The following is a 23,401-nucleotide window of genomic DNA, read 5'->3' as shown; positions in this document are numbered from 1 at the left end:
CCGGGCCTGGACCGGGCGAGGCGCGCACGCGGAGTCGCCGACACCCTGCTCAGGGACAGCGGGACTGGCACCGGCGGAGTAGACAGAGAGTCGGCAGAGATTCACGGTATCCACGAAGGAGAACCGCATGATCCTGGCGCGTGCCGACCAGGTCTCCCGCCGCTACGGCGACGTGCTGGCCCTCGACCGGGTCGACCTGACCGTCCGTGCCGGCGAGATGGTCGGGCTGCTCGGGCCGAACGGCGCCGGCAAGAGCACCCTGATGAACCTGATCGTCGGTCTGCGCCGCCCCACGTCCGGCCGGGTGGAGCTCTTCGGCGGCGACCCTCGCGACCCGGCGCCGCGCCGGCAGCTCGGCATGACGCCGCAGGAGACCGGCCTGCCCGGCACGTTGCGCGTCGGCGAGGTGGTGGACTTCGCCGCCGCGCATTACGCCGATCCCGTGTCGCGCGACGAATTGCTCGACCGTTTCGGGCTGACCGACCAGGTCCGACGGCAGACCGGTGGTCTCTCCGGCGGCCAGCGCCGGCGACTGGCAGTGGCCTTGGCCTTCGTCGGTCGGCCCCGGCTGGTGCTGCTCGACGAGCCGACCACGGGCCTCGACGTCGAAGCACGCCGCACCCTCTGGGACGCCATCCGCGCCTTCCACGCCGAAGGCGGGACAGTTCTGTTGAGCAGCCACTACCTGGAGGAGGTGGAGGCGCTGGCCAGCCGGGTCGTGGTGATCGGGCACGGTCGGGTGCTCGCCGACGACAGCGTGGACGCGGTCCGCTCCGTGGTCGGCGTCCGTCGGGTCAGCTTCGTCGCCGACGGCCTACCGGCGCTGCCCGGCGTGGTACGGGCCGAGCTGATCGACGGCCGCAACCACCTGCTCACCACCGACGCCGACCAGTTGGTGCGGGACCTGGTCACCGCCGGGGTCGGCTTCACCGACCTGGAGGTACGCCCCACCTCGCTGGAGGAGGCGTTCCTCGCCATCACTGCCGAGGACTCGCCGCGTGGCGGCTCTCCCGCACCCCGCCCTGGCGACGGCCCGGTGACCGTCGGGAGCCGACCGGCCGCCGATGACGACGAGTCCACCACCGCCGCCACAGGCGGCCGACCGGCCACCGCCTGAGGAGGGGGACGCGATGCAACTCACCCTGGTCCACACCCGGTACCAGCTGCTGGAGACCGTCCGGATCCCGATCGCCGTCGTCGGCAGCGCGTTCTTCCCCGCCGCCGCGATGCTCTTCTTCGTGGTGCCGTTCGCCGGCAAGGACGCGGTCGGCGCCACGTACGCCACCGCCGCGATGGTCACCTTCGCGGTGATGAGCGCCAACATCTTCCAGTACGGCATCGGCGTCGCCGAGGATCGCGCCCAGCCCTGGGATCCGTACACCCGGACGCTGCCCGCCGGGCCGGGCCCCCGGCTCGCCGGTCGGGTGCTGGCCGGGCTGGTCCTCACCTATCTCTCGCTGATCCCGGTGGTGGTGATCGGTGCGACACTGACCGCCGCGCAGATCACCCCGATGGCGTTCCTGCTGGCCATCGGCACCGTGGCGGTGGTGTCGGTGCCGTTCACGCTGATGGGGCTCGCCATCGGCTACTCGCTGCCCAGCAAGGCGGCCATCGTGGTCGCGCAGATCATCTTCTTCCCGCTCGCCTTCGGCGGTGGCCTGCTCTCCGCCCCGGACGAGGCACCGGGGTTCATCGAGGTGATCGCGCCGTACCTGCCCACCCGGGGCGCGGTCGAGCTGATGTGGGCGACCGTCGGCGACTACCCGGCGCACCCGCTGTCGCTGACCATGCTGGGCGTCTGGGTGGTGGCGCTGGCGACGCTGGCTGTCTGGGCGTACCGGCGGGACGAGGGTCGCCGGTTCAGCTGACGATTCGCCCGTTTCAGCCCCGTACGTCGGTCGGGCGGTGCCAGGATTCCGGCAAGGGAGACGTCGTGTCGCCCCGAGCCGAGAGGGGTCGCCGTGAACACCGTCCCGCCGGGTACGCCCTGCTGGGCCGACCTGGCCACCCCCGACCTGGCCGACGCGCGGCGGTTCTATCCGGAGCTGTTCGGCTGGACCGGACGGGTGGCGCCGGAGCCCGAGGCGAGCGGTTACACGGTCTTCCAGCTACAGGGGCGCGCGGTCGCCGGGGCCGGTCCGCCGGCCATCCCCGACCAGGTGCCGATCTGGTCGACCTACATGGCCACCGATGACGCCGACCTGGTCGCCGGGCGGGTCGAGCGGGCCGGCGGGCAGGTGGTGGTACCACCGTTCGAGGTGTTCGACCGTGGGCGGATGGCGGTCTTCGCGGACCCGTCCGGCGCGTCGTTCAGCGTCTGGCAACCGTTGGCGATGCCCGGCGGCGAGGTCTTCAACATTCCGGGGGCGATGGCCTGGAACGAGTTGGTCACCCCCGACCCGGAGGGGGCCAAGGTCTTCTACGAGCTGGTCTTCGGCTGGCAGCCGGACGACCAGCTGGTCGGCTCGATGACCTACACCGGTTGGCGGCTCGGCGCGCAGATCGTGGCCGGGATGATGCCTCCGCTCGCCGACGACTTCCCGGACGACCTGCCGGCGTACTGGACGGTCTACTTCGCGGTCGCCGACGCCGATGCGGCCGCGGCCCGGGCCGCCACGCTGGGCGGGACCATCCTGGTACCGCCGAGGGACATCCCGACCGGCCGGTTCGCCGCCCTACGCGACCCCCAAGGCGCCCTCTTCTCGGTCATCGACGTAGGAACCCCCTGACCGCCCACCCCGCACCCGCACCGCATGATCACGCTCTATCCAGGATGTAGTGGCCTCGACGCGGCGGGGAGGGCACTACATCGAGGATCGAGCGCGATCATGACCGTGGGACAGCGACGGTCGTGGGACAGCGACGGCCGAGGGGCAGCGGCGCCCGGCAGCGAGGAGCTGCGGAGCAGGGTCAGCGGCGGCGGACGGGGACTATCAGGGGGCCGTGGTCGCCGTCGACCACGCGGACGCTGGCCTTGTAGTGCTCGGCGAGCAGTCGCTCGGTGAGCACCTCCCGGGGGGTGCCGACGGCGGCCACCCGACCGGCGGCGAGCAGCACCATCCGGTCGGCGTACTCGCCGGCGATCGAGAGGTCGTGCATGGTGGCGACCACGGTCAGCCCATGCTCGTGGCGCAACTGGTCGACGAGGTCCAGCACCTCCTGCTGGTGGCCGATGTCCAGCGCGCTCGTCGGCTCGTCGAGCAGCAACAGCGTGGCACCCTGGGCGAGCGCCCGGGCCAGGAAGACCCGCTGTCGTTCACCGCCGGAGAGGGTCGCCAGCTCCCGCCGTACGAATCCGGTCAGGTCCAGCCGCGCCAGCACCTCGTGCACGGCGGCCAGGTCGGCGGCCGACTCCCGCCCCAGCGACGGGATGTACGGGGTGCGGCCGAGCAGCACGTAGTCCAGCACCGACATGCCGGGCGGCACCACCGGGGACTGCGCCACCGTGGCCACCACCCGGGCCCGGTCCCGCCGGCGCAGCGACTCGATTTGCGTACCGAAGAGAGTGACGGCGCCCGGCGCGGCCAGCAGCCCGCCGACGGCACGCAACAGGGTCGACTTGCCGGCGCCGTTGGGGCCGATCACGGTGACCCACTCGCCGACGGAGACGGTCAGGTCGATGCCGGCGAGGATCGGCGTGCGGTCCAGGGTGACGTGCAGGTCACGCACCTCGACGGCGGGTGCGGCGCTCACGTGAGCACCCGCCGGGCGGTGCGCAGGACCAGGACGAAGAACGGGCCGCCGAGCAGGGCCGTGACCACGCCGATCGGGATCTCGGCGGGTGCGGCGACGGTACGTGCCGCCACGTCGGTGAGCGCCAGGAACGCGGCGCCGAAGAGCAGGGAGAGCGGCAGGATCACCCGGTAGCTCGATCCGGCGAGCAGCCGCACGGTGTGCGGCACGATGATGCCGACGAAGCCGATCAGGCCGGTGGCGGAGACCGCCGCGGCGGTGCCGAGCGAGGCCGCGGCGATCAGCAGGTAGCGGGAGCGCTGCGGGTGCAGGCCGAGGCTGCTCGCCTCGTCGTCACCGACCGACAGGACGTCCAGTTCCCGGCCGTGCAGCAGCACCACGACGGCGGTGAGCACGGCGTACGGCAGGACCAGCAGCACGTCGTGCCAGCCGGCGGTGGCGAGCCGGCCGAGCAGCCAGGAGTAGACCGCCTGGATGCTGTCGGAGTGCCGTTGCAACAGGTAGGTCTGCCCGGCGGAGAGGAACGCGGAGACGGCCACCCCGGCCAGGATCAGCATGGCGGGGGAACGGTTGCGGCCACCCGCCGCGCCGAGCAGATAGGTCAACGCCACCGCGCCCAGCGAGCCGGCGAACGCGGCGAGCGGGATGGTCAGCGGCAGGCCGGTGAGGGCACCTTCCGTGCCGGCTCCGCCGAGGGCGATCACCGCGGTCACCGCCAGGCCCGCCCCGGCGGCCACGCCGAGCAGGTACGGGTCGGCCAGCGGGTTGCGGAACACGCCCTGGTAGCAGCCACCGGCCAGGGCGAGCATCCCGCCGACGAGCAGGCCGAGCACCACGCGGGGCAGCCGCAGCTCGGTCACGATGGCGATCTCCCGCTCGTTGAGCCCGCTGTCCAGGTGCACCCCGGGCAGCAGGTTGAGCAGTTCGGCGGCGACGCTGCCCGGCGGGATGGTGACGGGGCCGAGCGACACCCCGGCCACCAGCGCGACGAGCACCGCGACGACCCCGGCGGCCAGCCAGCCCGGTCGCAGGCCGGCCGGCCGGGACGGGGTCGGCGCCCCGACCGGCCGGGCGGGCGGCGCGTCGGGGGTCACGGGTGCGACCCTGGTCACCGACGGTGCTCCGTCACGCGGGCACCTTGGCGACGGCGTCCACGATCGACCGGAGCAGGTCGACCACGCGCGGCCCCCAGCGGGACGCGATGTCGTCGTCGAGCGCGATCACCTGGTTGTTCTTCACCGCGGTGATCCCGGACCAGCCGGCGCGCGCCTTGACCGTGTCGGCGTTCTGCTGGCAGCACTTCGTGTCGGCGAGGAAGACGAAGTCCGGGTCGGCCTTGACGATGACCTCCTGGGAGAGCTGCGGGTAGCCGCCGTTCTTGCCGTCGGCGTCCGACGGGTCGGCGATGTTCTCCAGGCCGGCCATCGCGTAGAGCGAGCCGATGAAGGTCTTGCTGGTCGCGCTGTACAGCTCCGTGCCCAGCTCGTGGTAGTAGGTGAGCTTCTCCGGCCGCTGCGGCAGGTCCTTCACCAGCTTGGCGATCTCGTCGCGCATGCGCTGGGTGAGGTCGGCCGCCTCGGTGGGGTGCCCGGTGAGCGTGCCCAGCTCGCTGATCTGCTGGTACGTGTCGTCGAGGGTGGTCGCCGCGGGCGTGAGGTACACCGGGATCTTGAGCTTGGCGAGCTGGTCGACGATCTTGTTTCGGTCGTCGGAGATCACCACCAGGTCGGGGTTCCGGCCGGCGATCGCCTCCGCGTTCGGCTGGAAACCGGAGAGGTCGGTCTTCGGCGCGTCCGCGGGGTAGTTCGAGTTGTTGTCGACCGCGATCACCTGCGGGCCGGCGCCGATGGCGAAGAGCATCTCGGTCGCGCTCGGCGTGAGGGAGACGATCTTCTCGGGACGCTGGTCGAGGGTGACCTTGCCGGCGGTGGCCGGGAAGGCGGCGGCCGACTGGCCGGCGCCGGCCTCGGGGGCGTCGTCGGTGTTGTCTGCGCAGGCGCCGAGGGCGAGCGCGGCGATCGCGAGGGTCGCGGCGAACAGCCGAGGGGTACGTCTGGACATCGGTCCTCCTGTCGGTCGAGGAGCGTGGTGCTTCGCCGACAGGGACACATCGCCCGTCCGCGAGGCGCCCTTCCTCGAGAGCGCGGGTCGCGACCGATCCGCAGGCGACCTGGCTCGTCCCCTCCGCGTGCGGAGGGGTATCACAGTTGCGGGACAGCACCGGAGTCACACCGGCTTCGCTGGGAACGGTCGGTAAGACCGTAGCGCACCAGCCGACCAGGCCCCATCGATGAAGGAACCCATCCAGGTAGGTCGATCGTCCGACTGCCCGGAGGTCGGGCCGATCGGCCGCTGGTTACCGAATTGCCCCGATCCTTGGGTGGACGGGTGGGGCCCCGCCGGGGGCGCGACGGGGCCCCACCGGTTCAGGAGGCGGTGATGGTGACGTTGTCCACAGCCGCCTCGACGAGGCTCGCGCCCGAGGCGTCCGCCGCCTGGACCAGGATCCGTACGCTCTGCCCGGCGTACGGGGTGAGGTTCAGGTTCGCCACCGCCCAGGATCCGTTGCGGTTGGTCGCCGCCCCGGCCTGGTTGAGCAGAGTGGTGGTGCCGCCGTTGTGCACCACGCTCACCCGGAGGTAGTCGGCCGACGAGGAGTTCGAGCCGTGCGCCAGGTACCAGGACAGCGAGAGGGTGAGCGTGCCGCTGGACGGCAGCGTCACCGCCGGCGACCGGGCGCTGGTCACCCCGCCGTCGAGGTCGTAGTCACCCGCCGCGGAGCCGGCGAGCCGGCCGGTGACCAGGTCGTTGCTGCCGGCGTACGGGGTGAGCTGCTTGGCTCCGCCGGACGTGGTGGCCTGCGCGGCGCCCCGCTCGAAGGCGCCCGCGGTGGCGGTGTCCGTGCCGTTCGGGTTGATCGTCCACCCGGTCGCCGTCTCGAAGGTGTCCGACCAGACCGTGGTGCCGCCACCACCGCCGCCGCAGTACTGCGCCTGCTTGCCGATCGCACGGTACGGGCAGTCGGCGTACTCGCTGAGCATCAGCACGGCCTCCCGGTTGCGAGAGGTCTGCGCGGGAATGACCTCGTCGGGCGGGTAGAAGCCGCCGCCGCCGGCCGACCCCGGGTACATCTCGAAGGTGTACGCCCAGATGCCGTGCGCCGCCCACATCCAGTCGATGCTGGTGCCGTCGGCGATGTAGAGGTCGCTGGACTGCTCGGGCGTGTAGCTGTTCGTGGCCGCCATCTGCTGCCCGATGGTGGCGAAGGTGTTGTACTGGTCGGCCGTCATCCCGCTCGGCGTGTTGGCGGTCGTGTAGCCGTACGGCCAGAGCACGAGCTGCGAGTACGTGTGGAAGTCGATGTTGGCCTTGATCTGCTGCACCCCGCCGACCACCCGGCTGTCGACGAAGTTCCGCAGCGCCTGCGTCTCCGGGGCGGAGAACGCCGACGGGCCCCGGTAGGTCTCCGACGAGGTCGAGCCGGACGAGCCGCCGCAGCAACCCCACTGGTAGCCCCAGTTCCGGTTCAGGTCGGTGCCGATCGCCGAGGAGCCGCTGTTCGGCTGCCGGTTCTTGCGCCAGGAGCGGTAGGAGCCGGTGGCGATGTCGTACTCGCTGCCGTCCGGGTTCACCGTCGGCACGATCCAGATCTCCCGGCCGTTCACGATGTTCGTGATCCGGGAGTCGCTGCCGTACCCGTCGGTGAAGAGGTTCAGCAGGTAGATCGCCATCTCCACAGTCAGGTGCTCGCGGGCGTGCTGCTGCGCGTTGAAGAGGATCTCCGGCTCGTTCTCGTCGGTGGTCACGTTGTCGGAGATCTTCACGGCCGTCAGGTCGCGGCCCTGGTAGGAGTTGCCGATGCTGAGCTTGCGGGCGATCGTCGGGTGGTCCGCGACGACCTGGTTCACCACGGCGGTCAGCTCCGCGTAGTCGTGGTAGTTCGAGTCGGCGGGCGGGAAGGCGAGGGTGCCGACCTCGCCGTGGTCGCGTACCGGCGGCGCGGCGTCCGGTTCCAGCCGGAAGCCCAGCCGAGTGATCGCGGCGGCCGCGGCGGTCGTGGCCGAGACGTGCAGCACGCCGTGCTCGCTGTAGTCGATGGCGGCTCCGGTCCGCGCCACCGCGTTGCGGTCGGCGAGGGTACGCGGGCCGAGTACCCGGTAGGCAGCGGCGGCCGAGCCGCCGGGTTCCGGGGCCGGGCGCGCCGAGACCGGCGCGGTGGCGACGGTGACGAGCCCCAGGCCGGCGGCGACGGCGAGCGCCAGGGCGCGACGGAGACGGATGGGTGTACGGAAGGCCATGGACAACCTCCTCGGGGGGCGGGAGATCCCGCTCGGTGGAGCACACTCCACCACCCGTCACATGGTCATATCAATATCGATCATCGTCTATTCCATGCCAGGCTGATCATCACCCCGGCAACGATTTTCCATCCATGTAGATATGGCGAAACTTCTCTGCGAGCGGGAGACTGACCGGCGACGATGCCCGACCACACCCCCGCGGAGCACCCATGGTCAGATCACGCCTGAGCGTGGCCGCCCTCGCCGGCGTCACCGCGCTCACCCTCCTCGGCACCGCCGCACCGGCGAACGCGGTCTCCCCCACCGCGACCGTCCAGGCGACCGGTCGGCCGATCAGCCACGACGAGCAGGTCACCTTCCACGACTGGTCCCGCTACCCCGACTGGCGGCGGGGCAGCCACTCCGGCACCCGTGCCGTACCCGGTGCCCGCCCCGGCCTGACCCTGGCCCGGCCCGCCGGCACCACCGACTACACCGACCCGCACACCGGGGTCACCCGCACCTGGGAGTACGCCACCTGGACCTCCCCGGTCACTGCGGTCGGCTTCGACGCGACCGAACTGGTCGCCTCCTGGAACGCCGAGACCCCCGCCGGCACCTGGATCCAGGTCGAGCTCCAGGGCGGTTACAACACCGGCGACAAGACCCCGTGGTACGTGATGGGACGCTGGTCCTCCGGTGATGCCGACGTCAAGCGGACCACCGTCAACAGCCAGGGCGACCCGTGGTCGACGATCTGGACCGACACGTTCAGCATCGACGACGCGTCCGCCGGGGTGCTGCTGCGCTCGTACCAGCTGCGGCTGACCCTCTACCGGGCGCCCGGGCAGGCGGCCGCGCCGGTGGTGCACATGCTCGGGGCGATGAGTTCGAACGTCCCGGACCGGTTCACCGTTACACCGAGCGAGGGGCACATCGCCTGGGGCGTCGAGCTGCCGGTGCCCCGGTACTCGCAGAACGTGCACGCCGGGCACTACCCCGAGTACGACGGCGGCGGCGAGGCGTGGTGCTCGCCCACCTCCACCGAAATGGTGATCGAGTACTGGGGACGGAAGCCGTCCGAGGCGGACACCGCCTGGGTGGACCCGACCTACCCGGACCCGACCGTGAACCACGCGGCGCGGATGACCTTCGACTACGCGTACGACGGCGCGGGCAACTGGCCGTTCAACACCGCGTACGCCGCCAGCTTCCCCGGACTGGAGGGACGGGTCACCCGGCTGCACTCCCTGGACGAGGTGGAACGCTTCATCGCCGCCGGAATCCCGGTCGTGACCAGCCAGTCCTTCCTCGCCAGTGAACTGGACGGAGCGAACTACGGCACCTCCGGCCACCTGTTCGTGGTGGTCGGCTTCACTTCGGACGGCGACGTCATCGTCAACGACCCGGCCTCGTCCAGCAACGAGGTGGTGCGCAACGTCTACCAGCGGGAGCAGTTCGAGCAGATCTGGCTGCGTACCAAGCGGATCAACGCCAGCGGCGGCGTCTCCGGCGGCTCCGGCGGCGTCGCGTACCTCATCAAGCCGGTCAACAAGCCCTGGCCGCACGTGCCCGGCTCGACCAACTGGTGACAGCGGACGAGCCCGGCACGGTCGCGGTCGACCGTGCCGAGCTCGCCCGTAGGTTCAGTTCAGTCCGGTCGAGGCGAGGACCGCCTCGTCTGTCTGCTCACGGCGCCGTCGGACCGCCCGCAGGATGACTATCACCCAGGCCACCGCAGCCACCAGGCCGGCCAGGGTGAGCCCGGTGACAAGCAGCCAGGTGGAACCACCGGTGGCGGAGAAGACGCCGTCGCTCGCGCCCGTGTCCCGGGCCGGCGCGGTCTCACCCCCCGAGAGCGCGTCCGGCGCGTCGTAGAGGATCACGTCCTTGCGTGTAGTGCCCGCCTCGGCCGTGAAGTCCCCGTACCAGGTGCAGCTACGCCGGGAACACTCCTGATGCACCGCCGTGAAGGTGCCAGAGCTGCCGCCACCGCCGTGCGCCTGCCAGGCCGGCACGAGGTCGCCGGTGCCCGTCACGAACCCGATGACGGCGATGATCGGAAGGCCGACCCAGACGAAGAACTTGCCCCGCCAGTCACTGATCTTGCTGAAGATCCCCACGGCGGCAGAGGTTAGCGGGACGGGCCCGGCCGCGTTACCCCGTTTTCTTCCCGGCTTCCACCGTCACCAGCGACCGACTACCGAGGCTGACCGTCCGGCCGCTCACCCTCGCTCGGCTCGTCCTCGCCGGCCAGCGCGGAGCGCAGCCGCTGCTTCTCCTCGCGGCGGCGCTGCGCGGCGCCGGCCATCTCCTCGGCCATCTCGTCCCGCCAGCCCTTGAGCAGGAAGAACGAGAGTGCGGCGGAGAAGACCAACGCCAACATCAGCTTCAGGAAGACGTTGATGTCGACCAGCCAGAGGGCCGCCAACACGAGGACGAACAGTCCTATTCGCCCCAGTGTGTACTTGACCGCCGCGCTCACCTGCACCACTCCGTTCCCGCTCCGCCGGTCGGTCCGGCGAACGCCTCAGCCCGCGAGGGCGGTTCAGCCCGTCCGGCGAGCCAGCCAGCGGACGCCGGAAAACCACACCACGGCGTACGCCACCGTGAAGGCGGCCGCCGCCAGCGCGCCGGAGAGCAGCCCCGGCAGGCCCGCGGCAAAACCGGCCACCAGTAGCCCGACGACCACTCCGACCGCGACGGCCGCCAGCCCCGCCATCACCCGGGCCGCGCCGAACTCCCAGGCGCGGAACTCCTCCCAGAAGAGCCAGACCGGGAGGATCACCGAAAGCCACCCGTTGGCGCGCCCGAAGCCGCCCGACCCGAACGAGGCGAACGCCCAGTCGAACAACACCAGGGCGAGCACCCCGATCACCCAGCCGGCGAGGCTGATCCCGAGCAGGTCGCCGAGGAAACGTACCCGCCCCTCGGCGTCGCGCCGGGGGAAACTGCTCTGCTGTTCAGTCATCGCTCTACGAGAGTACGTGCCCGGTCAGGCCCAGACCCGCTGCGGCTCGGCCCGGCGCTCCGCCAGCGACGGAGCGGCGTCGTACTCGCGCACCACGTTGTAGCGGGTGTCCCGCTCGACGGGGCGGAAACCTGCCTCCCAGATCAGGTTGAGCAGGTCCTCCCGGTGCATGGTGTTCGGGGTGCCGTACGAGTCCGCGTCGTGCGTGATCTTGTATTCGACGACCGAGCCGTCCAGGTCGTCCGCACCGAAGTTCAGCGAGAGCTGGGCGACGGACAGGCCGTGCATCACCCAGAAGCACTTGACGTGCGGCACGTTGTCGAAGAGCAGCCGGGACACCGCGAACGTCTTCAGCGACTCGGCCGGCGAGGCCATCGTCGTACGCGCCTGGATCCGGTTGCGGATCTTGCCGTCCGCCGAGTCGACGAAGTCGTGCTGGTAGCGCAGCGGGATGAAGACCGCGAAGCCGCCGGTCTCGTCCTGGAGCTCCCGCAGCCGCAGCACGTGATCGACCCGGTGCCGGGGCTCCTCGATGTGGCCGTAGAGCATCGTGGCCGGCGTCTTCATGCCCTTGCTGTGGGCCAGCGCGTGGATCCGCGACCAGTCCTCCCAGTGGCACTCGTGGTCGACGATGTGCTGGCGGACCTCCCAGTCGAAGATCTCCGCGCCACCGCCGGTCAGCGACTCCAGGCCGGCGTCCATCAGCTCGTCGAGGATCTCGTCGGCGCTCAGCCCACTGATCTTCTCGAACCACTGCACCTCGGTCGCGGTGAAGCACTTGAGCTTGACGTTCGGCAGCGCCGCCTTCAGTTCGCGCAGCACCTTCGGGTAGTAGCGCCAGGGCAGGGTGGGGTGCAGGCCGTTGACGATGTGCAGCTCGGTGAGCTGCTCGTCCTCCATCTCCTTCGCCTTGCGGACCGCCTCGTCGATACGCATCGTGTACGCGTCCTTCTCGCCCGGCTTGCGCTGGAACGAGCAGTACGCGCACGAGGCGGAGCAGACGTTGGTCAGGTTGAGGTGCCGGTTGACGTTGAACATCACCCGGTCGCCGTTGAGTTCGGTGCGCCGGTGGTGCGCCAGCCGCCCGAGCCAGGCCAGGTCGTCGCTCTCGTAGAGGGCGATCCCGTCCTCTCGGCTCAGTCGCTCCCCGGCGTACACCTTCGCTTCGAGCTCACGCTTGAGTCCGGCGTCCATGGCACGTCCCTTCCACCCGCGGTCCCGATCGAGCGTACGACGGGCGGCCGGCGACTCCACCGGCACGGTCCGCGGCCGCGTTAACCACATTCTCAGCCATCCGTAACCCGACCACACATCGACAGGGCTGCGCCGACTGAGGTAAGACAGGGTGGGGAGGGACACACTGAACCCTTTTTCGCCCGCTTTGCGGTCCGTTGTGGCCGCGAGCACGGGTCGGCACACGGCGATCCGCGGTCCGGGTTGAAAAAGGTTCACTGGTAGCGTCCCCACGGCCGCGTCCACCCCGGCGCGGTGACTGCTCGGCGGATGGGGAGCGGGATGGTCGGCAGCGGGCACGGGCGACGACGGCGACGGCGGAGCCCGGTGATCTCGCCGGTGTTGCGACCACGACTCTGGGCCGCTCTGCTCGGCGCGATAGCCGCCGCGGTGATGGCCGCCCCGGTGTACGCCGACCCCGCGCCACCCACCGCCGTACCGGACTCGGGGGCCCGACCCACCATCACGGGGTCGCTTCAACTGCCCGGCGGTGCGCCCGTCACGACGAACCCGACGACCGGCGCGCCGGCCGGCAACCTCGGCACCGGGCCGCTGGCCAGCCAGATCTACGCCGCTGAGACCCAGGTCGGCCTGCTCGGCGACACACTGCTGGAGCTACGGGAGAAACGCACCGCCACGGAAACCCAGTTCGCGAGCGCCGACCGGGAGCTGAAGCTCGCCCGCGACACGCTGGCCCAGGCCCAGCAGCAGGCCGACGAGGCGGCCGCCGACGCGTTCAAGGCCGCCGCCGCGCTGCCGTCCGCCGAGTTCGCGGAGGAGATCGAAGGGCTCAGCCGGCTCCAGCGGATCACTCGCGGCGAGAAGGTCGAGGGCTCCACCACCGCCGTGACCGGTGAGCTGGCGCGCGCCCAGGCGGCCGAGCAGACCGCCTACCAGAGCTACACCACGGCCGAGGCGCAACTGCGCGCCGTCCAGACCGACTTCACCACCAGCGAGACGGCTCTGCACACCGCGGAGGCGAAGCTCCTCAAGCTGCGCAAGGACAACGCCGAGCAGCTCGTCGCGCTCGAACGCCAGCAGGAGGCCAGCGAGCAGCAGCTCGGCGCCGGGTACGTGCAGGGCCAGAGCGCCGACGGGGTGGCCGCTCACCCGCGCGCGCTGGCCGCCGTTCGCTACGCGCTCGCCCAGCTCGGCGACCCTTACCTCTGGGCCGCGGAGGGGCCGAACCGGTTCGACTGCTCGGGCCTGATGTGGGCGGCCTACCGGTCGAAGGGCGCCGACTACTTCAACCTGCCCCGGGTCTCCCGCGACCAGTACTACGCGACCCGCGGCCGCACCGTGGCGCGCACCGCGCTCCTCCCTGGCGACCTGCTCTTCTTCGCCTCGGGCAGCAGCTGGACGACGATCCACCACGTCGGCATGTACATCGGCAACGGCAAGATGGTGCACGCGCCCACCACCGGCGACGTCGTCAAGATCTCCACCGTCACCTGGTCCCGGCTATACGCCGCGACCCGCGTGATCGGTGCCGTGCCGGCCCCGACGACGACGCCGAAGCCGCCCACGACTCCGAAGCCGCCCACGACTCCGAAGCCACCGACGACCCCCAAGCCACCGACGACCCCGAAGCCCACCGGGTCACCCACCGGTTCGCCCACCGGGTCACCCAGTGGTTCGCCCACCGGGTCGCCGAGTGGATCGCCCTCCGGGTCGCCCACGACGAGCCCGAGCGAGACGCCGGATTCCACTCCGACCACCAGCCCGCCGCCGACTTCCACTCCCCCGGAGTCTCCCACCACCTCCCCCTCGGCCAGTCGCAGCGCCGAGGCGAGCAGCAGCCCGCCCGTGAGCGAGTCGGCGAGCCCGAGCGGCGACAGCTGAGCCGCAAGCACCCACTCCGGGTGTGCCACCCGGGCAGAATGTGGCACCGTGACACCCAGACACTCGGTTACGGCCGGGTGCGGGGGTGCAGGCGTGGGCGGAGGGGCGATGATGGCCGAGCAGAAGGATCCGGCGAAGGCGGCGGAACCCGCGGCGACGCCGGCGGCACCTCCTGTCGAGCAGCCGGGACCGGAATCCTCGGCGACGCCGGCGGCCTCTGCTGTCGAGCAGCCGGACCCGGAACCCTCGGCGACCCCGGTTCGGGCCCGGGCCAGCGTCGCCACCGCCACCGCGTCGACCCCGGCCGAGACGCCGAAGGACAGTCCGAGTCCCGGCACGACCTACCGGGCGGCCGGCTCGGCCGCAGCGACGGCGAGTTCCGTCAGCTCGGCGGGCCTGCCGAGCCAGCGGGACAGCTCGGGTGGACCGGCCCGGGCCAGCGCCACGGTCCCGGGTACGACCAGGGCCACTGCCGACGACGCGACCCCAGCCGCCCGGACCGGCGCGCCCACGCCCAGCCCGGCGACGACCGACGGGGCGGCCGCGGCCGCCCGGGCCAGCGCCACCGTGCCGACCCCCAGCCGGGTGACGGCGTCGGAGGCGCAGGCCGCCAACGATGCGCGGGCCGGCGAACCGGCGGTGTACCGGTCGGGGCCGGTCAACCCCGAGCCCCCCGAGCCGGCACAGCCGCCCGAGCCGGCGCAGCCGCCGAAGCCACCCACCCCGGAACCGGAGCCGGCACCCGTACCCACTCCTCCGGCACCCGGCCCCGTCCCGCCGTCGCCCGCCCCGCCGTCGCCGAGGCCGACCCCGCCGACCCCGGGTCCGTACCCGCCGGGGCCGCGCCCCGAGCCACCGCCCGGGCCGGTACCGCCCATGCCGGTACCACCGGCACCGCCGCCGGGACCACCGGTTCCGCCGCCACCGCCGCCGCCCGGCCCCACCCCGGCACCGCCGTTCCCGCCGCCTCCCGCCACGTCGTGGTCCCCGGCGGGGTCCGCCGGAGCGGTCTCGACGCCGGCCGAAGGCAGTCGTACCCGCGGCGCTCCGCTGAGCGGCGGTACGTCGGCCGGGCCCCGCGCCGGACGGTACGACGGCGGGCCGGACCTGGCCGGCACCGTCTACGGCGGCGACTCCACCGACGGGCCGGGCTTCACCACCATCGCGCTACCGAACAACGCGGTTGAGAACTCCGGCTCGTTGACCGGGCACATCCTGGCGCAGGGGTGGGCGGACACACCGACACGGACGGAACGGTCGCGTACCACCCGGGTGGTGATCGTGCTCGCCACCTCCCTCGGTCTGCTGGTGTTGATCAGCGTGCTGCTCGTACTGGTCGCCGGAGACGCCGTCGACGGGTTCATCGGCGGCGTGCTCAACAGCTGATCAACCTGCGGCGCGGCAGCGCGATCCGACGGTGAGTCCGCCCACTGCGGTTCCACGTGGGTGGCGGCTCGCGGTGGTCGCCGTACACTTGTTGTGATCATTCACCTGGCGTGCACCGTGCGCGCCCATGGGCGGTCTTGCGGGCGATTCGCGCGGCGTCGAGCTGCGGCGGGCCATCGCGAAGATGCGCCCCGCTCGAAAGGCACTTCTTGACCACCTTTGCTGACCCCAGCACGTTCCCGTCCGCGTTCGACGCCGTACCGGCCGACCAGCCCAGCCAGGAGGACTCCGCCGAGCAGGCCAGCACGCAGGTCGCCGAGGCCCCCCGGGACTTCGCCGCCCTGGGGCTGCCCCAGCCGCTGGTCCGCGCGCTCGCCCGGCAGGACATCACCACCCCGTTCGAGATCCAGAGCGCCACCCTCCCGGACGCCCTCTCCGGCCGGGACGTGCTCGGCCGCGGGCAGACCGGCTCCGGCAAGACCCTCGCGTTCGGGCTGCCGCTGCTCGCCCGCGTCGCAGCCGGGGACCGGGCGCGACCGCTGCGCCCGCGCGCCCTCGTCCTGGTTCCGACCCGGGAACTGGCCATGCAGGTCAACGACGCACTCCTGCCGCTGGGCAAGGCGGTCGGCGTGTTCCTCAAGACCGCCGTCGGCGGCGTGCCGTACGACCGGCAGATCGACGCGCTGCGCCGCGGCGTGGAGATCGTCGTCGCCACCCCCGGACGACTCGGCGACCTGATCGAGCGCGGCGTCTGCCACCTCGACGATGTCGAGATCACCGTGCTCGACGAGGCCGACCAGATGGCCGACATGGGCTTCCTGCCCGAGGTCACCGAGTTGCTCGCGAAGACTCCGGCGGGCGCACAGCGGCTGCTCTTCTCGGCCACCCTCGACGGCGACGTCGACACGCTGGTCAAGCGGTTCATGACCGATCCGGTCACCCACTCGACCGCACCGCCGACCGCTGCGGTGACCACCATGGACCACCACGTGCTGCTCATCCCGCCGCAGGACAAGTTCCCGGTGGTGGCGTCGATCGCCGCCCGCCAGGGTCGGACCATGGTCTTCGCCCGCACCCAGCTCGGTGTGGACCGGCTGGTCGGCCAGCTCGCCGCGGTGGGCGTACGGGCGGGCGGGCTGCACGGCGGCAAGACCCAGCGGATGCGTACCCGCACCCTGGCGGAGTTCCGCGAGGGCCGGATGAACGTGCTGGTCGCCACCGACGTGGCCGCGCGCGGCATCCACGTCGACGGTGTCACCCTGGTGCTGCACGTCGACCCGCCGAAGGACCCGAAGGACTACCTGCACCGGGCCGGCCGGACCGCCCGGGCGGGTGAGTCCGGTGCGGTCGCCACGCTCGTGCTGCCGAAGCAACGCCGGACCACCCTCGCGATGATGGAGAAGGCCGGGGTCGCGCCGTCGGAGACCCGGGTGCGGGCCGGCGATCCCGCCCTCGCCGAGCTGACCGGCGCCCGGGAGCCGAGCGGCGTCCCGGTTCGCGAGGAGCCGGAGGAGCCGCGCCGTCAGGGTGCCCGCTCCGGTGGTCAGCGCCGCTTCGGTGACCGCCCGGAGCGTCGCTTCGGCGAGCGCGGTGGCGAGCGCCGGTACGGCGACCGGCCGCGTGGCGAACGCTTCTCCGCCGGCCGCGACGACCGTTCCGGGTACCGGACGTCGGACCGTCCCCGCGACGAGCGCCGGTACGGCGGCGAGCGTGACGATCGGCGCCACGGCGACCGGCCCCAGGGCGACCGCACGTACGGCGACCGCCGCAACGGCGACCGACCGCAGGCCGACCGTGGCTACGGCGAGCGCCGGTACGCCGACCGTGCCGGGGACGTCCGGGGTGGCTTCCGGACGGAGGGCCGGGGTCGTGACGACCGGCCGCGCGACGAGCGCCGTGGCTACGGCGACCGGGCACCGGCCCGTACCCACTGATCCTGCGTCGACCTGGGCCGGCTGCCGCCCACGCTGAAGTGGGCCGGCGGTCGAGGAGGTTCCAGCTACGGCATCGACGTGCCGCAACGCCGTCGCGGAGTTCGCGCTCCGCGACGGCGTTCGCGCATGTGCTGCCGGCGACGGTCCGGTCGCGTACCGTCGGCTCATGCCGAGCATGCCGAAGTCGCTCTTCTGGACCCGGACGGACACGGCCGGCGCCGAGCACGTCCTCTTCGACGACGCGCGGGGGTTGGCGGCCTGCGGCACGATGCTCGCCGTCGACCCGGTCCAGTGGACCGGCCGCTACCAGGTCAGCACCGATCCGGACTGGGCGACCACCCGCGTCGAGATCGAGGTGGAGGGCACGGGCTGGCTGCGCAGCGTACGGCTGGAACGGGCGGCCGGCCGATGGCGGGTGACCACCGCCGAACAGGGTGACCTGGACGCGGCGCTGGCGGCGGCCGGGTACCCGCCGGCCGGACTACCCGGCACCGACGACCCGGACCGGCTGGCCGAGGCGCTCGACGTCGACCTCGGCGGTTCCCCGCTGTTCAACACGCTGCCGGTGCACCGGCTCGGGCTGCGCGGCGCGCCGGCCGACCGGTCGCACCGCATCACCGTGGCCTGGGTGCTGATGCCGAGCCTGATCGTGGTGGCTGCCGAGCAGGTCTACACGTCGCTCGGGCCGGGCCGGATGCGGTTCGCCAGTGACACCTACACCGCCGACATCGACCTGGACGGTGAGGGGTACGTGCTGCGCTACCCGGGGCTCGCCGAGCGGATCGACCCGCGCTGAGCCGGACGGGGCCGAGGCTCGACCGGCGGGCTGAGCTGAGCAGGCGCGCCGCCGACGCGATCAGGAGGCGGGCGGGCTGACCGGCTGTGGGCGGTTCTCCCACTTGGTGGAGAGCGCGATACCGGTCCGGGTGGAGGCGACGCCGGGTGTCCGGTTCAGCCGTACGATCAGCTGCTCCAGCTCGGCGATGGTGCCGACCCGCGCCTTGAGCAGGAACGACTCGACCCCGGCCATGAAGTAGCAGGACTCGATCTCGGGCATGTTCCGGAACGCGGTGAGGACGTCGTCCGTGTCGGCGCCGGAGTCCTCCACGATGCCGATGAGCGCGGTCACCCCGAGCCCGACGGCCTCCGGCTCGACGTCGGCCCGGTAACCCCGCAACACGCCGCTGTTCTCCAGCTTGCCGACCCGCTCGTGAACGGCCGGCGCGGAGAGGCCGACCTGGCGGGCGAGCTCGGCGTACGAGAGGCGGGCGTTGGTGCGTAGCAGGTCCACGAGGGTGAGGTCGATGGCGTCCACGGATGGTGACCCTAGCTCGTCACGCGTAACGCGAGGACTTCGGCATCCGTTGCACATGACAGCAGGTAACAGTTCGCGTACGCACAGTCAGAGGAGCGCATCGCCGGTACCATTGACTAACTTCCCACTCAGTGCGTTTTTCGCGTTTGGCGGACAGGCCAGGTCGCTGGTGCTGTAATTGCCATACGTCCCTCATGACGGCTCTGGGCTCGCACCGGCCGGGGGCAGTGTGTTCAGCCGGGGGCTTCGTCGACGCGAGGAGGGGGCTGTGGACACTGGAGATCGCCTGCTGACACCGGGTGAAGTCGCCGCGCTGTTTCGGGTTGACCCGAAGACTGTGACGAGATGGGCAGCGGCGGGCCGGATCGGCAGCATCCGGACTCCAGGCGGGCATCGCCGGTTTCGGGAATCCGAGGTGCGGGCCCTGCTGGAGGGGGAGGGCATGCTGGAGGAGACCGACGAGGCGGGCCGGCCACGAAATGCCGGTCCGGCGGCTTCGACCGGTCCCGGTCCGGCCAACGCCGGCATGTATTGAGTTTGGTGCGAGGTTACCGCGTGGGCCGGGCCAGCGTGCCCGGTTCGCGTACCGCCCTGCGGCCCGGGGATCGGAGATGTCAGTCCCGGGCCGCGCCGAGCTCGCCTGACCAACGCCGGAACAGCGTGTGCGACACGCCCAGCGCGTCCAGCACCTTTCCGGCCACGAAGTCGACGAGCTGCTGGGCCGACGCGGACGCTCCGGCACCGTAGAAGCCGGGGCTGGCGGGCAGCACCACCGCACCGGCTTCGTGCAACGCGATCAGGTGCTCGAGGTGGCTTCGGGTCACCGGGGTCTCCCGGGGCACCACCACCACCGGCCGACGCTCCTTGAGGTTGACCTCCGCCGCCCGTTGCAGCAGGTCCTTGGAGAGGCCGATCGCGATACCCGCGCAGGCCGCGGTGCTCGCCGGCACCACCGTCATCCCACGGACGCGGTACGAGCCGCTGCTCGGCCCCGCGGCGAGATCGCCCGCGGGCCAGTACCGCACATCCGCGTCGCCCAGGTCCCGGTCGAGCCAGCCGGCGAGGTCGTCGGCCCAGTGCGCGTCGCGGAACGGGCGGCCGGTCTCGTCGAGCAGCGTGAGCCGGGCCGCTCGCGAGACGATCAGGTCGACCGGCTCCCCCGCGTCGAGCAGCCCACGCACGACGGCCGCCGCGTACGGAGTCCCGGACGCGCCGGAGACGCCGACCACCCATGGCTCACGCATGCCGTCCCGCCTCACCCGGTCAGGCCCGCAGGCCGAGCCGGACCACCAGGTCGAGCAGGGCGAGCACGAACAACGCGATGCCGACGAAGCCGTTCGCGGTGAAGAACGCCCGGTTGACCTTGCTGAGGTCGGTCGGGCTGACCACCAGGTGCTGGTACGCGAAGGCGGCCGCGGTCAGCACCAGGCCGATCCACCAGAGCCACCCGAAGCCGACCAGCGCGCCGAACCAGAGGAAGAGAGCGAACGTCACCACGTGCGCCACGGTCGAGGCGTGCAGCGCGAAGCGTGCGCCGTACCTGGCGGGGACGCTGTGCACCCCGATCTGCCGGTCGACCTCGATGTCCTGGCAGGCGTAGATCAGGTCGAAGCCGCCGATCCAGAGACCGACCGCCGCGCCGAGCAGCCACGCCGGTCCGGAGCCGTCGAACGTGCCGGTGACGGCCAGCCACGCGCCGACCGGCCCGACCGCCTGGGCGATCCCCAGGATCGCGTGCGGCCAGTTGGTGAACCGCTTGCCGTACGGGTAGACGACCAACGGCACCACGGCGAGCGGGGCGAGCGCCAGGCAGAGCGGGTTGAGCAGCGCGGCGGCGGCCAGGAAGACCACGATCGCGACCAGCGCACCGGTCCAGGCCGTCCGTACGCTCACCGCCCCGGTGACCAGCTCCCGCCTGGCCGTACGCGGATTCCGCGCGTCGATCCGCCGGTCGAGGATCCGGTTGGCGGCCATCGCGAACGTCCGCGCGCCGACCATCGCGATCGTGATCAGCAGCAGGTCGAGCCAGCGCACGTGGCCGCCGTTGACCTGCATCGCGGTGAGCGCGGAGAGGTACCCGAAGGGCAGCGCGAAGACCGAGTGCTCGATGGTGACCAGCCGGAGGAAGGACTTGACCCTGCCCGGCTGTTCCACCGGAGCGTCGAGGACCGCCATCAGATCTCGTACTCCTTCCAACGCTTGTCGACCAGGGAGACCACCTCGGGGGACATCCGCATTTCCTCCGGCCAGCCCCGGCTGTAGCCCTCCTCGGGCAGCTTGCGGGTCGCGTCGACGCCCGCCTTGCCGCCCCAGAACTGCTGGTACGACGAGTGGTCGAGGTGGTCCACCGGCCCCTCGGTGAGCAGCAGGTCGCGGGCGTAGTCGACGTTGCCGAACGCGCGGAACGCCACCTCGTTGTAGTCGTGCACGTCGCAGTCCTCGTCGACGATCACGATCAGCTTGGTCAGCGACATCAGGTGCGCGCCCCAGATCGCGTTCATCACCTTCTGCGCGTGCTTCGGGTAGCGCTTGCGGATCGACACGATCGCGCAGTTGTGGAAGACGCCGGCGGCCGGCAGGTCGTAGTCGACGATGTCCGGGATCAGCATCTTGAGCAGCGGCTGGAAGATCCGTTCGGTGGCCTTGCCGAGCCCGTGGTCCTCCTGCGGCGGCTTCGACGTGATGATCGAGTGGTAGACCGGGTCACGCTGCATGGTCATCGTCTCGACGTGCAGCACCGGGAACGGCTCGACCGGGGTGTAGAAACCGGTGTGGTCGCCGAACGGGCCCTCCGGCAGCCGCTCGCCCGGCTCCAGGTAGCCCTCCAGCACCACCTGCGCGTTCGCCGGCACCTGCAACGGCACGGTGAGGCAGTCCACCATCTCCACCCGCTCGCCACGCAGGAAACCGGCGAACAGGTACTCGTCGATGTCGCTGGGCAGCGGCGCGGAGGCCGCGTACGACACCACCGGGTCGCAGCCGATCGCCACCGCGACCGGCAGGCGCTGGCCCAGGCGCTCCGCGACGGCGTGGTGCGCGGTGGAGTCCTTGTGGATCTGCCAGTGCATGCCGAGGGTGTTGCGGCCGTGCTGCTGGAGCCGGTAGAGGCCGAGGTTGCGCTTGCCGGTCTCCGGGTGCTTCGTGTGGGTCAGCCCGAAGTTGTGGAAGATCCCGCCGTCGCCGGGCCACACCTGCAGGCCGGGGAGCCGGTTCAGGTCGACGTCGTCCCCGCGGTACACCACCTGCTGGCACGGCGCGGTCTTCACCTTGCGCGGCGGCAGCGACTTGAGCTGCATGACCTTGCCGAGCCCCTCGCGGATGCCCGACCAGCCGACCGGCAGCTCCGGCTTGATCAGCTCACCGATCCGCGCCCCGACCTCGTCGAGCGACTCGACGCCCAGCGCCATCGCCATCCGCTTCTCGGTGCCGAAGAGGTTGATCGCCACGGGCATCTCACCGCGGGTCGGGCGCTCGAAGAGCAGCGCCGGGCCGCCCGCGCGTACCGTCCGGGTGACGATCTCGCTGATCTCCAGGGTCGGGTCGACCGGGACGCTCACCCGCCGCAGTTCGCCCGCGCGCTCCAGGGCCGCGAGGAAGTCCTTGAGATCGTTGTACGGGAAGCCACGAGCCGCCATACCCGCCAGTCTCCCGCACCGGCACCCCGACCACCCCAACCGGGTCGGTCATGTCGACCGCCGCGCATGATCGACTCGACATCTGTGAAGTCGCGGTATCCAGCCGCAGCTGACACCGCGACTTCCAGGAGGTCGAGTCGATCAACCCCGCGCGGCCCCGATCGGCAGCCTTGCACGGCGCGTTAACAGCTCCCTGAGGCCCGCCCGCGCCCCCTCGCGGCGCGGCCCGGATCCTTGGCGGCGCGGCCCGGATCCTTGGCGGCGCGGCCCGGATCCTTGGCGGCGCGGCCCGGATCCTTGGCGGCGCGGCCCGACCCTTGGCGACGCGGCCCGACCCTTGGCGACGCGGCCCGACCCTTGGCGACGCGGCGCGCCCCTTGGCGACGCGGCCCGACCCTTGGCGACGCGGCGCGGCCCGGGTCCTTGGCAGCGGCCCGCGATGCCCGGCCCAAGCTGGTGCGGATGACCGAGCGTGGACACGACGGGCTGCGCCGCTCAATGGTCGTCTTCGACCAGGTCCGCGATCGGTGGGTGGCCACGCTCGGGGCGGAACGGGTCGCCGCCATCGAGGACGACCTGCGCGCCGTCACCCCGGCGAACTGGTTCCGCTTCGACGCGCCCGGCTGGTTCGGCGCCTGACGAGATCCGGAAGACCGGCACGGACGGAGACCGCCCGGCAGGGGCATCGACCGCGATCGGCCCACCGTCGACCGCCTCGGCCCGGCGTTGATCACTATCGGCCGCGACGCAGGCACGGATCGGCCGCGAGGTCGGCGCTCGGCATCGGCGTCGGCGTCGGCGTCGGCACGAATGATCGACTCGACATCTGTGAAGTCGCGGTATCCAGCCGCGTCCGACACCCCGACGTCAATGAAGTCGAGTCGATCAACCCGGACCAACCCCGCGCAGCCCCGGGCACCAACCCCGCGCGACCCGCACGACCTCGACCAACCCGGACCAAGCCCGCACGACCCCAACCAACCCGGACCCAACCCCGCGCGACCCCGACCGAGCCGAACCCGACCCCGAACAACCCGGACCCGACCCCGCACGACGCCGGACAACTCGGAGTCAACCCCGCAGCCCTGGGCAACGCCGACCAACCCGGACAA

Annotated in this window: 23 protein-coding genes; 10 read left to right on the top strand and 13 right to left on the bottom strand. The window is 71.8% G+C overall.

Annotated features, from left to right (window positions below; genetic code table 11):
- The first annotated feature begins 127 nt into the window (after window positions 1–127).
- The 3 genes from AB0F98_RS11165 (at window position 128) to AB0F98_RS11155 (ending at window position 2,729) form a co-directional block, all read left to right on the top strand.
- A complete protein-coding gene (locus tag AB0F98_RS11165) occupies window positions 128–1,117 on the top strand; it encodes an ABC transporter ATP-binding protein (protein ID WP_357732263.1) in 990 nt (329 codons plus the stop codon).
- Between the two features lie 13 nt (window positions 1,118–1,130).
- On the top strand, window positions 1,131–1,868 hold the full coding sequence (locus AB0F98_RS11160) for an ABC transporter permease (protein ID WP_357732260.1): 738 nt from the start codon (window positions 1,131–1,133) through the stop codon (window positions 1,866–1,868).
- A gap of 93 nt (window positions 1,869–1,961) precedes the next feature.
- Window positions 1,962–2,729, top strand: coding sequence for a VOC family protein (locus AB0F98_RS11155; protein ID WP_357732257.1), 768 nt, complete (start codon window positions 1,962–1,964; stop codon window positions 2,727–2,729).
- Between the two features lie 181 nt (window positions 2,730–2,910).
- Here AB0F98_RS11155 and AB0F98_RS11150 read toward each other — a convergent pair whose 3' ends face one another.
- The 4 genes from AB0F98_RS11150 to AB0F98_RS11135 all read right to left on the bottom strand — a co-directional run bounded on the left by AB0F98_RS11150 (window position 2,911) and on the right by AB0F98_RS11135 (window position 7,991).
- Window positions 2,911–3,693 carry an ABC transporter ATP-binding protein gene (locus AB0F98_RS11150; protein ID WP_357732254.1) on the bottom strand — a complete coding sequence of 261 codons (783 nt, stop codon included), beginning with the start codon at window positions 3,691–3,693 and terminating at the stop codon, window positions 2,911–2,913.
- A complete protein-coding gene (locus tag AB0F98_RS11145) occupies window positions 3,690–4,787 on the bottom strand; it encodes an iron ABC transporter permease (protein ID WP_357732497.1) in 1,098 nt (365 codons plus the stop codon). The genes AB0F98_RS11150 and AB0F98_RS11145 overlap by 4 nt, the downstream gene beginning before the upstream one ends.
- 31 nt (window positions 4,788–4,818) lie before the next feature.
- Window positions 4,819–5,754 (bottom strand): ABC transporter substrate-binding protein, encoded by a 936-nt coding sequence (locus tag AB0F98_RS11140; protein ID WP_357732251.1) that lies wholly within the window; start codon window positions 5,752–5,754, stop codon window positions 4,819–4,821.
- Between the two features lie 365 nt (window positions 5,755–6,119).
- Complete coding sequence (locus tag AB0F98_RS11135; protein WP_357732248.1) at window positions 6,120–7,991, bottom strand: M14 family zinc carboxypeptidase; 1,872 nt, start codon at window positions 7,989–7,991, stop codon at window positions 6,120–6,122.
- A gap of 212 nt (window positions 7,992–8,203) precedes the next feature.
- Between AB0F98_RS11135 and AB0F98_RS11130 the strand changes: the two genes are divergently transcribed.
- The gene (locus AB0F98_RS11130; RefSeq protein WP_357732245.1) at window positions 8,204–9,565 is read left to right on the top strand and encodes a C39 family peptidase; all 1,362 of its coding nucleotides are present in this window, start codon (window positions 8,204–8,206) and stop codon (window positions 9,563–9,565) included.
- A 54-nt stretch (window positions 9,566–9,619) separates the two neighbouring features.
- Here AB0F98_RS11130 and AB0F98_RS11125 read toward each other — a convergent pair whose 3' ends face one another.
- The 4 genes from AB0F98_RS11125 to mqnE all read right to left on the bottom strand — a co-directional run bounded on the left by AB0F98_RS11125 (window position 9,620) and on the right by mqnE (window position 12,138).
- Entirely contained in the window at window positions 9,620–10,096 is a 477-nt protein-coding gene (locus AB0F98_RS11125) for a hypothetical protein (RefSeq protein ID WP_357732242.1), read from the bottom strand.
- A 77-nt stretch (window positions 10,097–10,173) separates the two neighbouring features.
- Entirely contained in the window at window positions 10,174–10,458 is a 285-nt protein-coding gene (locus AB0F98_RS11120; protein ID WP_357732239.1) for a DUF4229 domain-containing protein, read from the bottom strand.
- Window positions 10,459–10,521: 63 nt separating this feature from the next.
- Window positions 10,522–10,944, bottom strand: coding sequence for a hypothetical protein (locus tag AB0F98_RS11115; protein ID WP_357732236.1), 423 nt, complete (start codon window positions 10,942–10,944; stop codon window positions 10,522–10,524).
- A 24-nt stretch (window positions 10,945–10,968) separates the two neighbouring features.
- Window positions 10,969–12,138 (bottom strand): aminofutalosine synthase MqnE, encoded by a 1,170-nt coding sequence (gene mqnE / locus AB0F98_RS11110; RefSeq protein ID WP_357732233.1) that lies wholly within the window; start codon window positions 12,136–12,138, stop codon window positions 10,969–10,971.
- Between the two features lie 321 nt (window positions 12,139–12,459).
- On the opposite strand from mqnE, the gene AB0F98_RS11105 reads away from it, so the two are divergent.
- Window positions 12,460–14,019 carry an NlpC/P60 family protein gene (locus AB0F98_RS11105; RefSeq protein ID WP_357732494.1) on the top strand — a complete coding sequence of 520 codons (1,560 nt, stop codon included), beginning with the start codon at window positions 12,460–12,462 and terminating at the stop codon, window positions 14,017–14,019.
- Window positions 14,020–14,360: 341 nt separating this feature from the next.
- Here AB0F98_RS11105 and AB0F98_RS11100 read toward each other — a convergent pair whose 3' ends face one another.
- Complete coding sequence (locus AB0F98_RS11100; RefSeq protein WP_357732230.1) at window positions 14,361–14,897, bottom strand: hypothetical protein; 537 nt, start codon at window positions 14,895–14,897, stop codon at window positions 14,361–14,363.
- Between AB0F98_RS11100 and AB0F98_RS11095 the strand changes: the two genes are divergently transcribed.
- The 3 genes from AB0F98_RS11095 to AB0F98_RS11085 all read left to right on the top strand — a co-directional run bounded on the left by AB0F98_RS11095 (window position 14,896) and on the right by AB0F98_RS11085 (window position 18,135).
- Window positions 14,896–15,405, top strand: coding sequence for a hypothetical protein (locus AB0F98_RS11095; protein ID WP_357732227.1), 510 nt, complete (start codon window positions 14,896–14,898; stop codon window positions 15,403–15,405). The two genes, AB0F98_RS11100 and AB0F98_RS11095, sit on opposite strands and share 2 nt — an antisense overlap.
- 341 nt (window positions 15,406–15,746) lie before the next feature.
- Entirely contained in the window at window positions 15,747–17,339 is a 1,593-nt protein-coding gene (locus AB0F98_RS11090; RefSeq protein ID WP_357732491.1) for a DEAD/DEAH box helicase, read from the top strand.
- A gap of 166 nt (window positions 17,340–17,505) precedes the next feature.
- A complete protein-coding gene (locus tag AB0F98_RS11085; protein ID WP_357732224.1) occupies window positions 17,506–18,135 on the top strand; it encodes a putative glycolipid-binding domain-containing protein in 630 nt (209 codons plus the stop codon).
- 60 nt (window positions 18,136–18,195) lie between these two features.
- On the opposite strand, the gene AB0F98_RS11080 is transcribed toward AB0F98_RS11085, so the two are convergent.
- Window positions 18,196–18,654: an Lrp/AsnC family transcriptional regulator gene (locus tag AB0F98_RS11080; RefSeq protein WP_357732221.1), complete on the bottom strand. Its 459-nt coding sequence runs from the start codon at window positions 18,652–18,654 to the stop codon at window positions 18,196–18,198.
- 268 nt (window positions 18,655–18,922) lie between these two features.
- On the opposite strand from AB0F98_RS11080, the gene AB0F98_RS11075 reads away from it, so the two are divergent.
- Window positions 18,923–19,189 carry a BldC family transcriptional regulator gene (locus AB0F98_RS11075; RefSeq protein ID WP_076469042.1) on the top strand — a complete coding sequence of 89 codons (267 nt, stop codon included), beginning with the start codon at window positions 18,923–18,925 and terminating at the stop codon, window positions 19,187–19,189.
- Between the two features lie 79 nt (window positions 19,190–19,268).
- Here the strand turns inward: AB0F98_RS11075 and AB0F98_RS11070 are convergent, their stop codons facing one another.
- The 3 genes from AB0F98_RS11070 to AB0F98_RS11060 are packed head-to-tail and all read right to left on the bottom strand — an operon-like array spanning window position 19,269 to window position 22,289.
- A complete protein-coding gene (locus tag AB0F98_RS11070; protein ID WP_357732217.1) occupies window positions 19,269–19,898 on the bottom strand; it encodes a UbiX family flavin prenyltransferase in 630 nt (209 codons plus the stop codon).
- 19 nt (window positions 19,899–19,917) lie between these two features.
- Entirely contained in the window at window positions 19,918–20,829 is a 912-nt protein-coding gene (mqnP, locus tag AB0F98_RS11065) for a menaquinone biosynthesis prenyltransferase MqnP (protein ID WP_357732214.1), read from the bottom strand.
- Entirely contained in the window at window positions 20,829–22,289 is a 1,461-nt protein-coding gene (locus tag AB0F98_RS11060) for a menaquinone biosynthesis decarboxylase (protein WP_357732211.1), read from the bottom strand. Before AB0F98_RS11060 ends, mqnP begins: the two co-directional genes overlap by 1 nt.
- Before the next feature lie 462 nt (window positions 22,290–22,751).
- Between AB0F98_RS11060 and AB0F98_RS11055 the strand changes: the two genes are divergently transcribed.
- Window positions 22,752–22,928 carry a hypothetical protein gene (locus AB0F98_RS11055; protein WP_357732208.1) on the top strand — a complete coding sequence of 59 codons (177 nt, stop codon included), beginning with the start codon at window positions 22,752–22,754 and terminating at the stop codon, window positions 22,926–22,928.
- Window positions 22,929–23,401 lie beyond the last annotated feature (473 nt).

Origin of the sequence: Micromonospora sp. NPDC023737, from assembly GCF_040639715.1 — a bacterium.
Classification (GTDB): domain Bacteria; phylum Actinomycetota; class Actinomycetes; order Mycobacteriales; family Micromonosporaceae; genus Micromonospora.
Note: the sequence above shows the minus strand (reverse complement) of the source record. Positions and strands in the feature narration are given on the sequence as shown.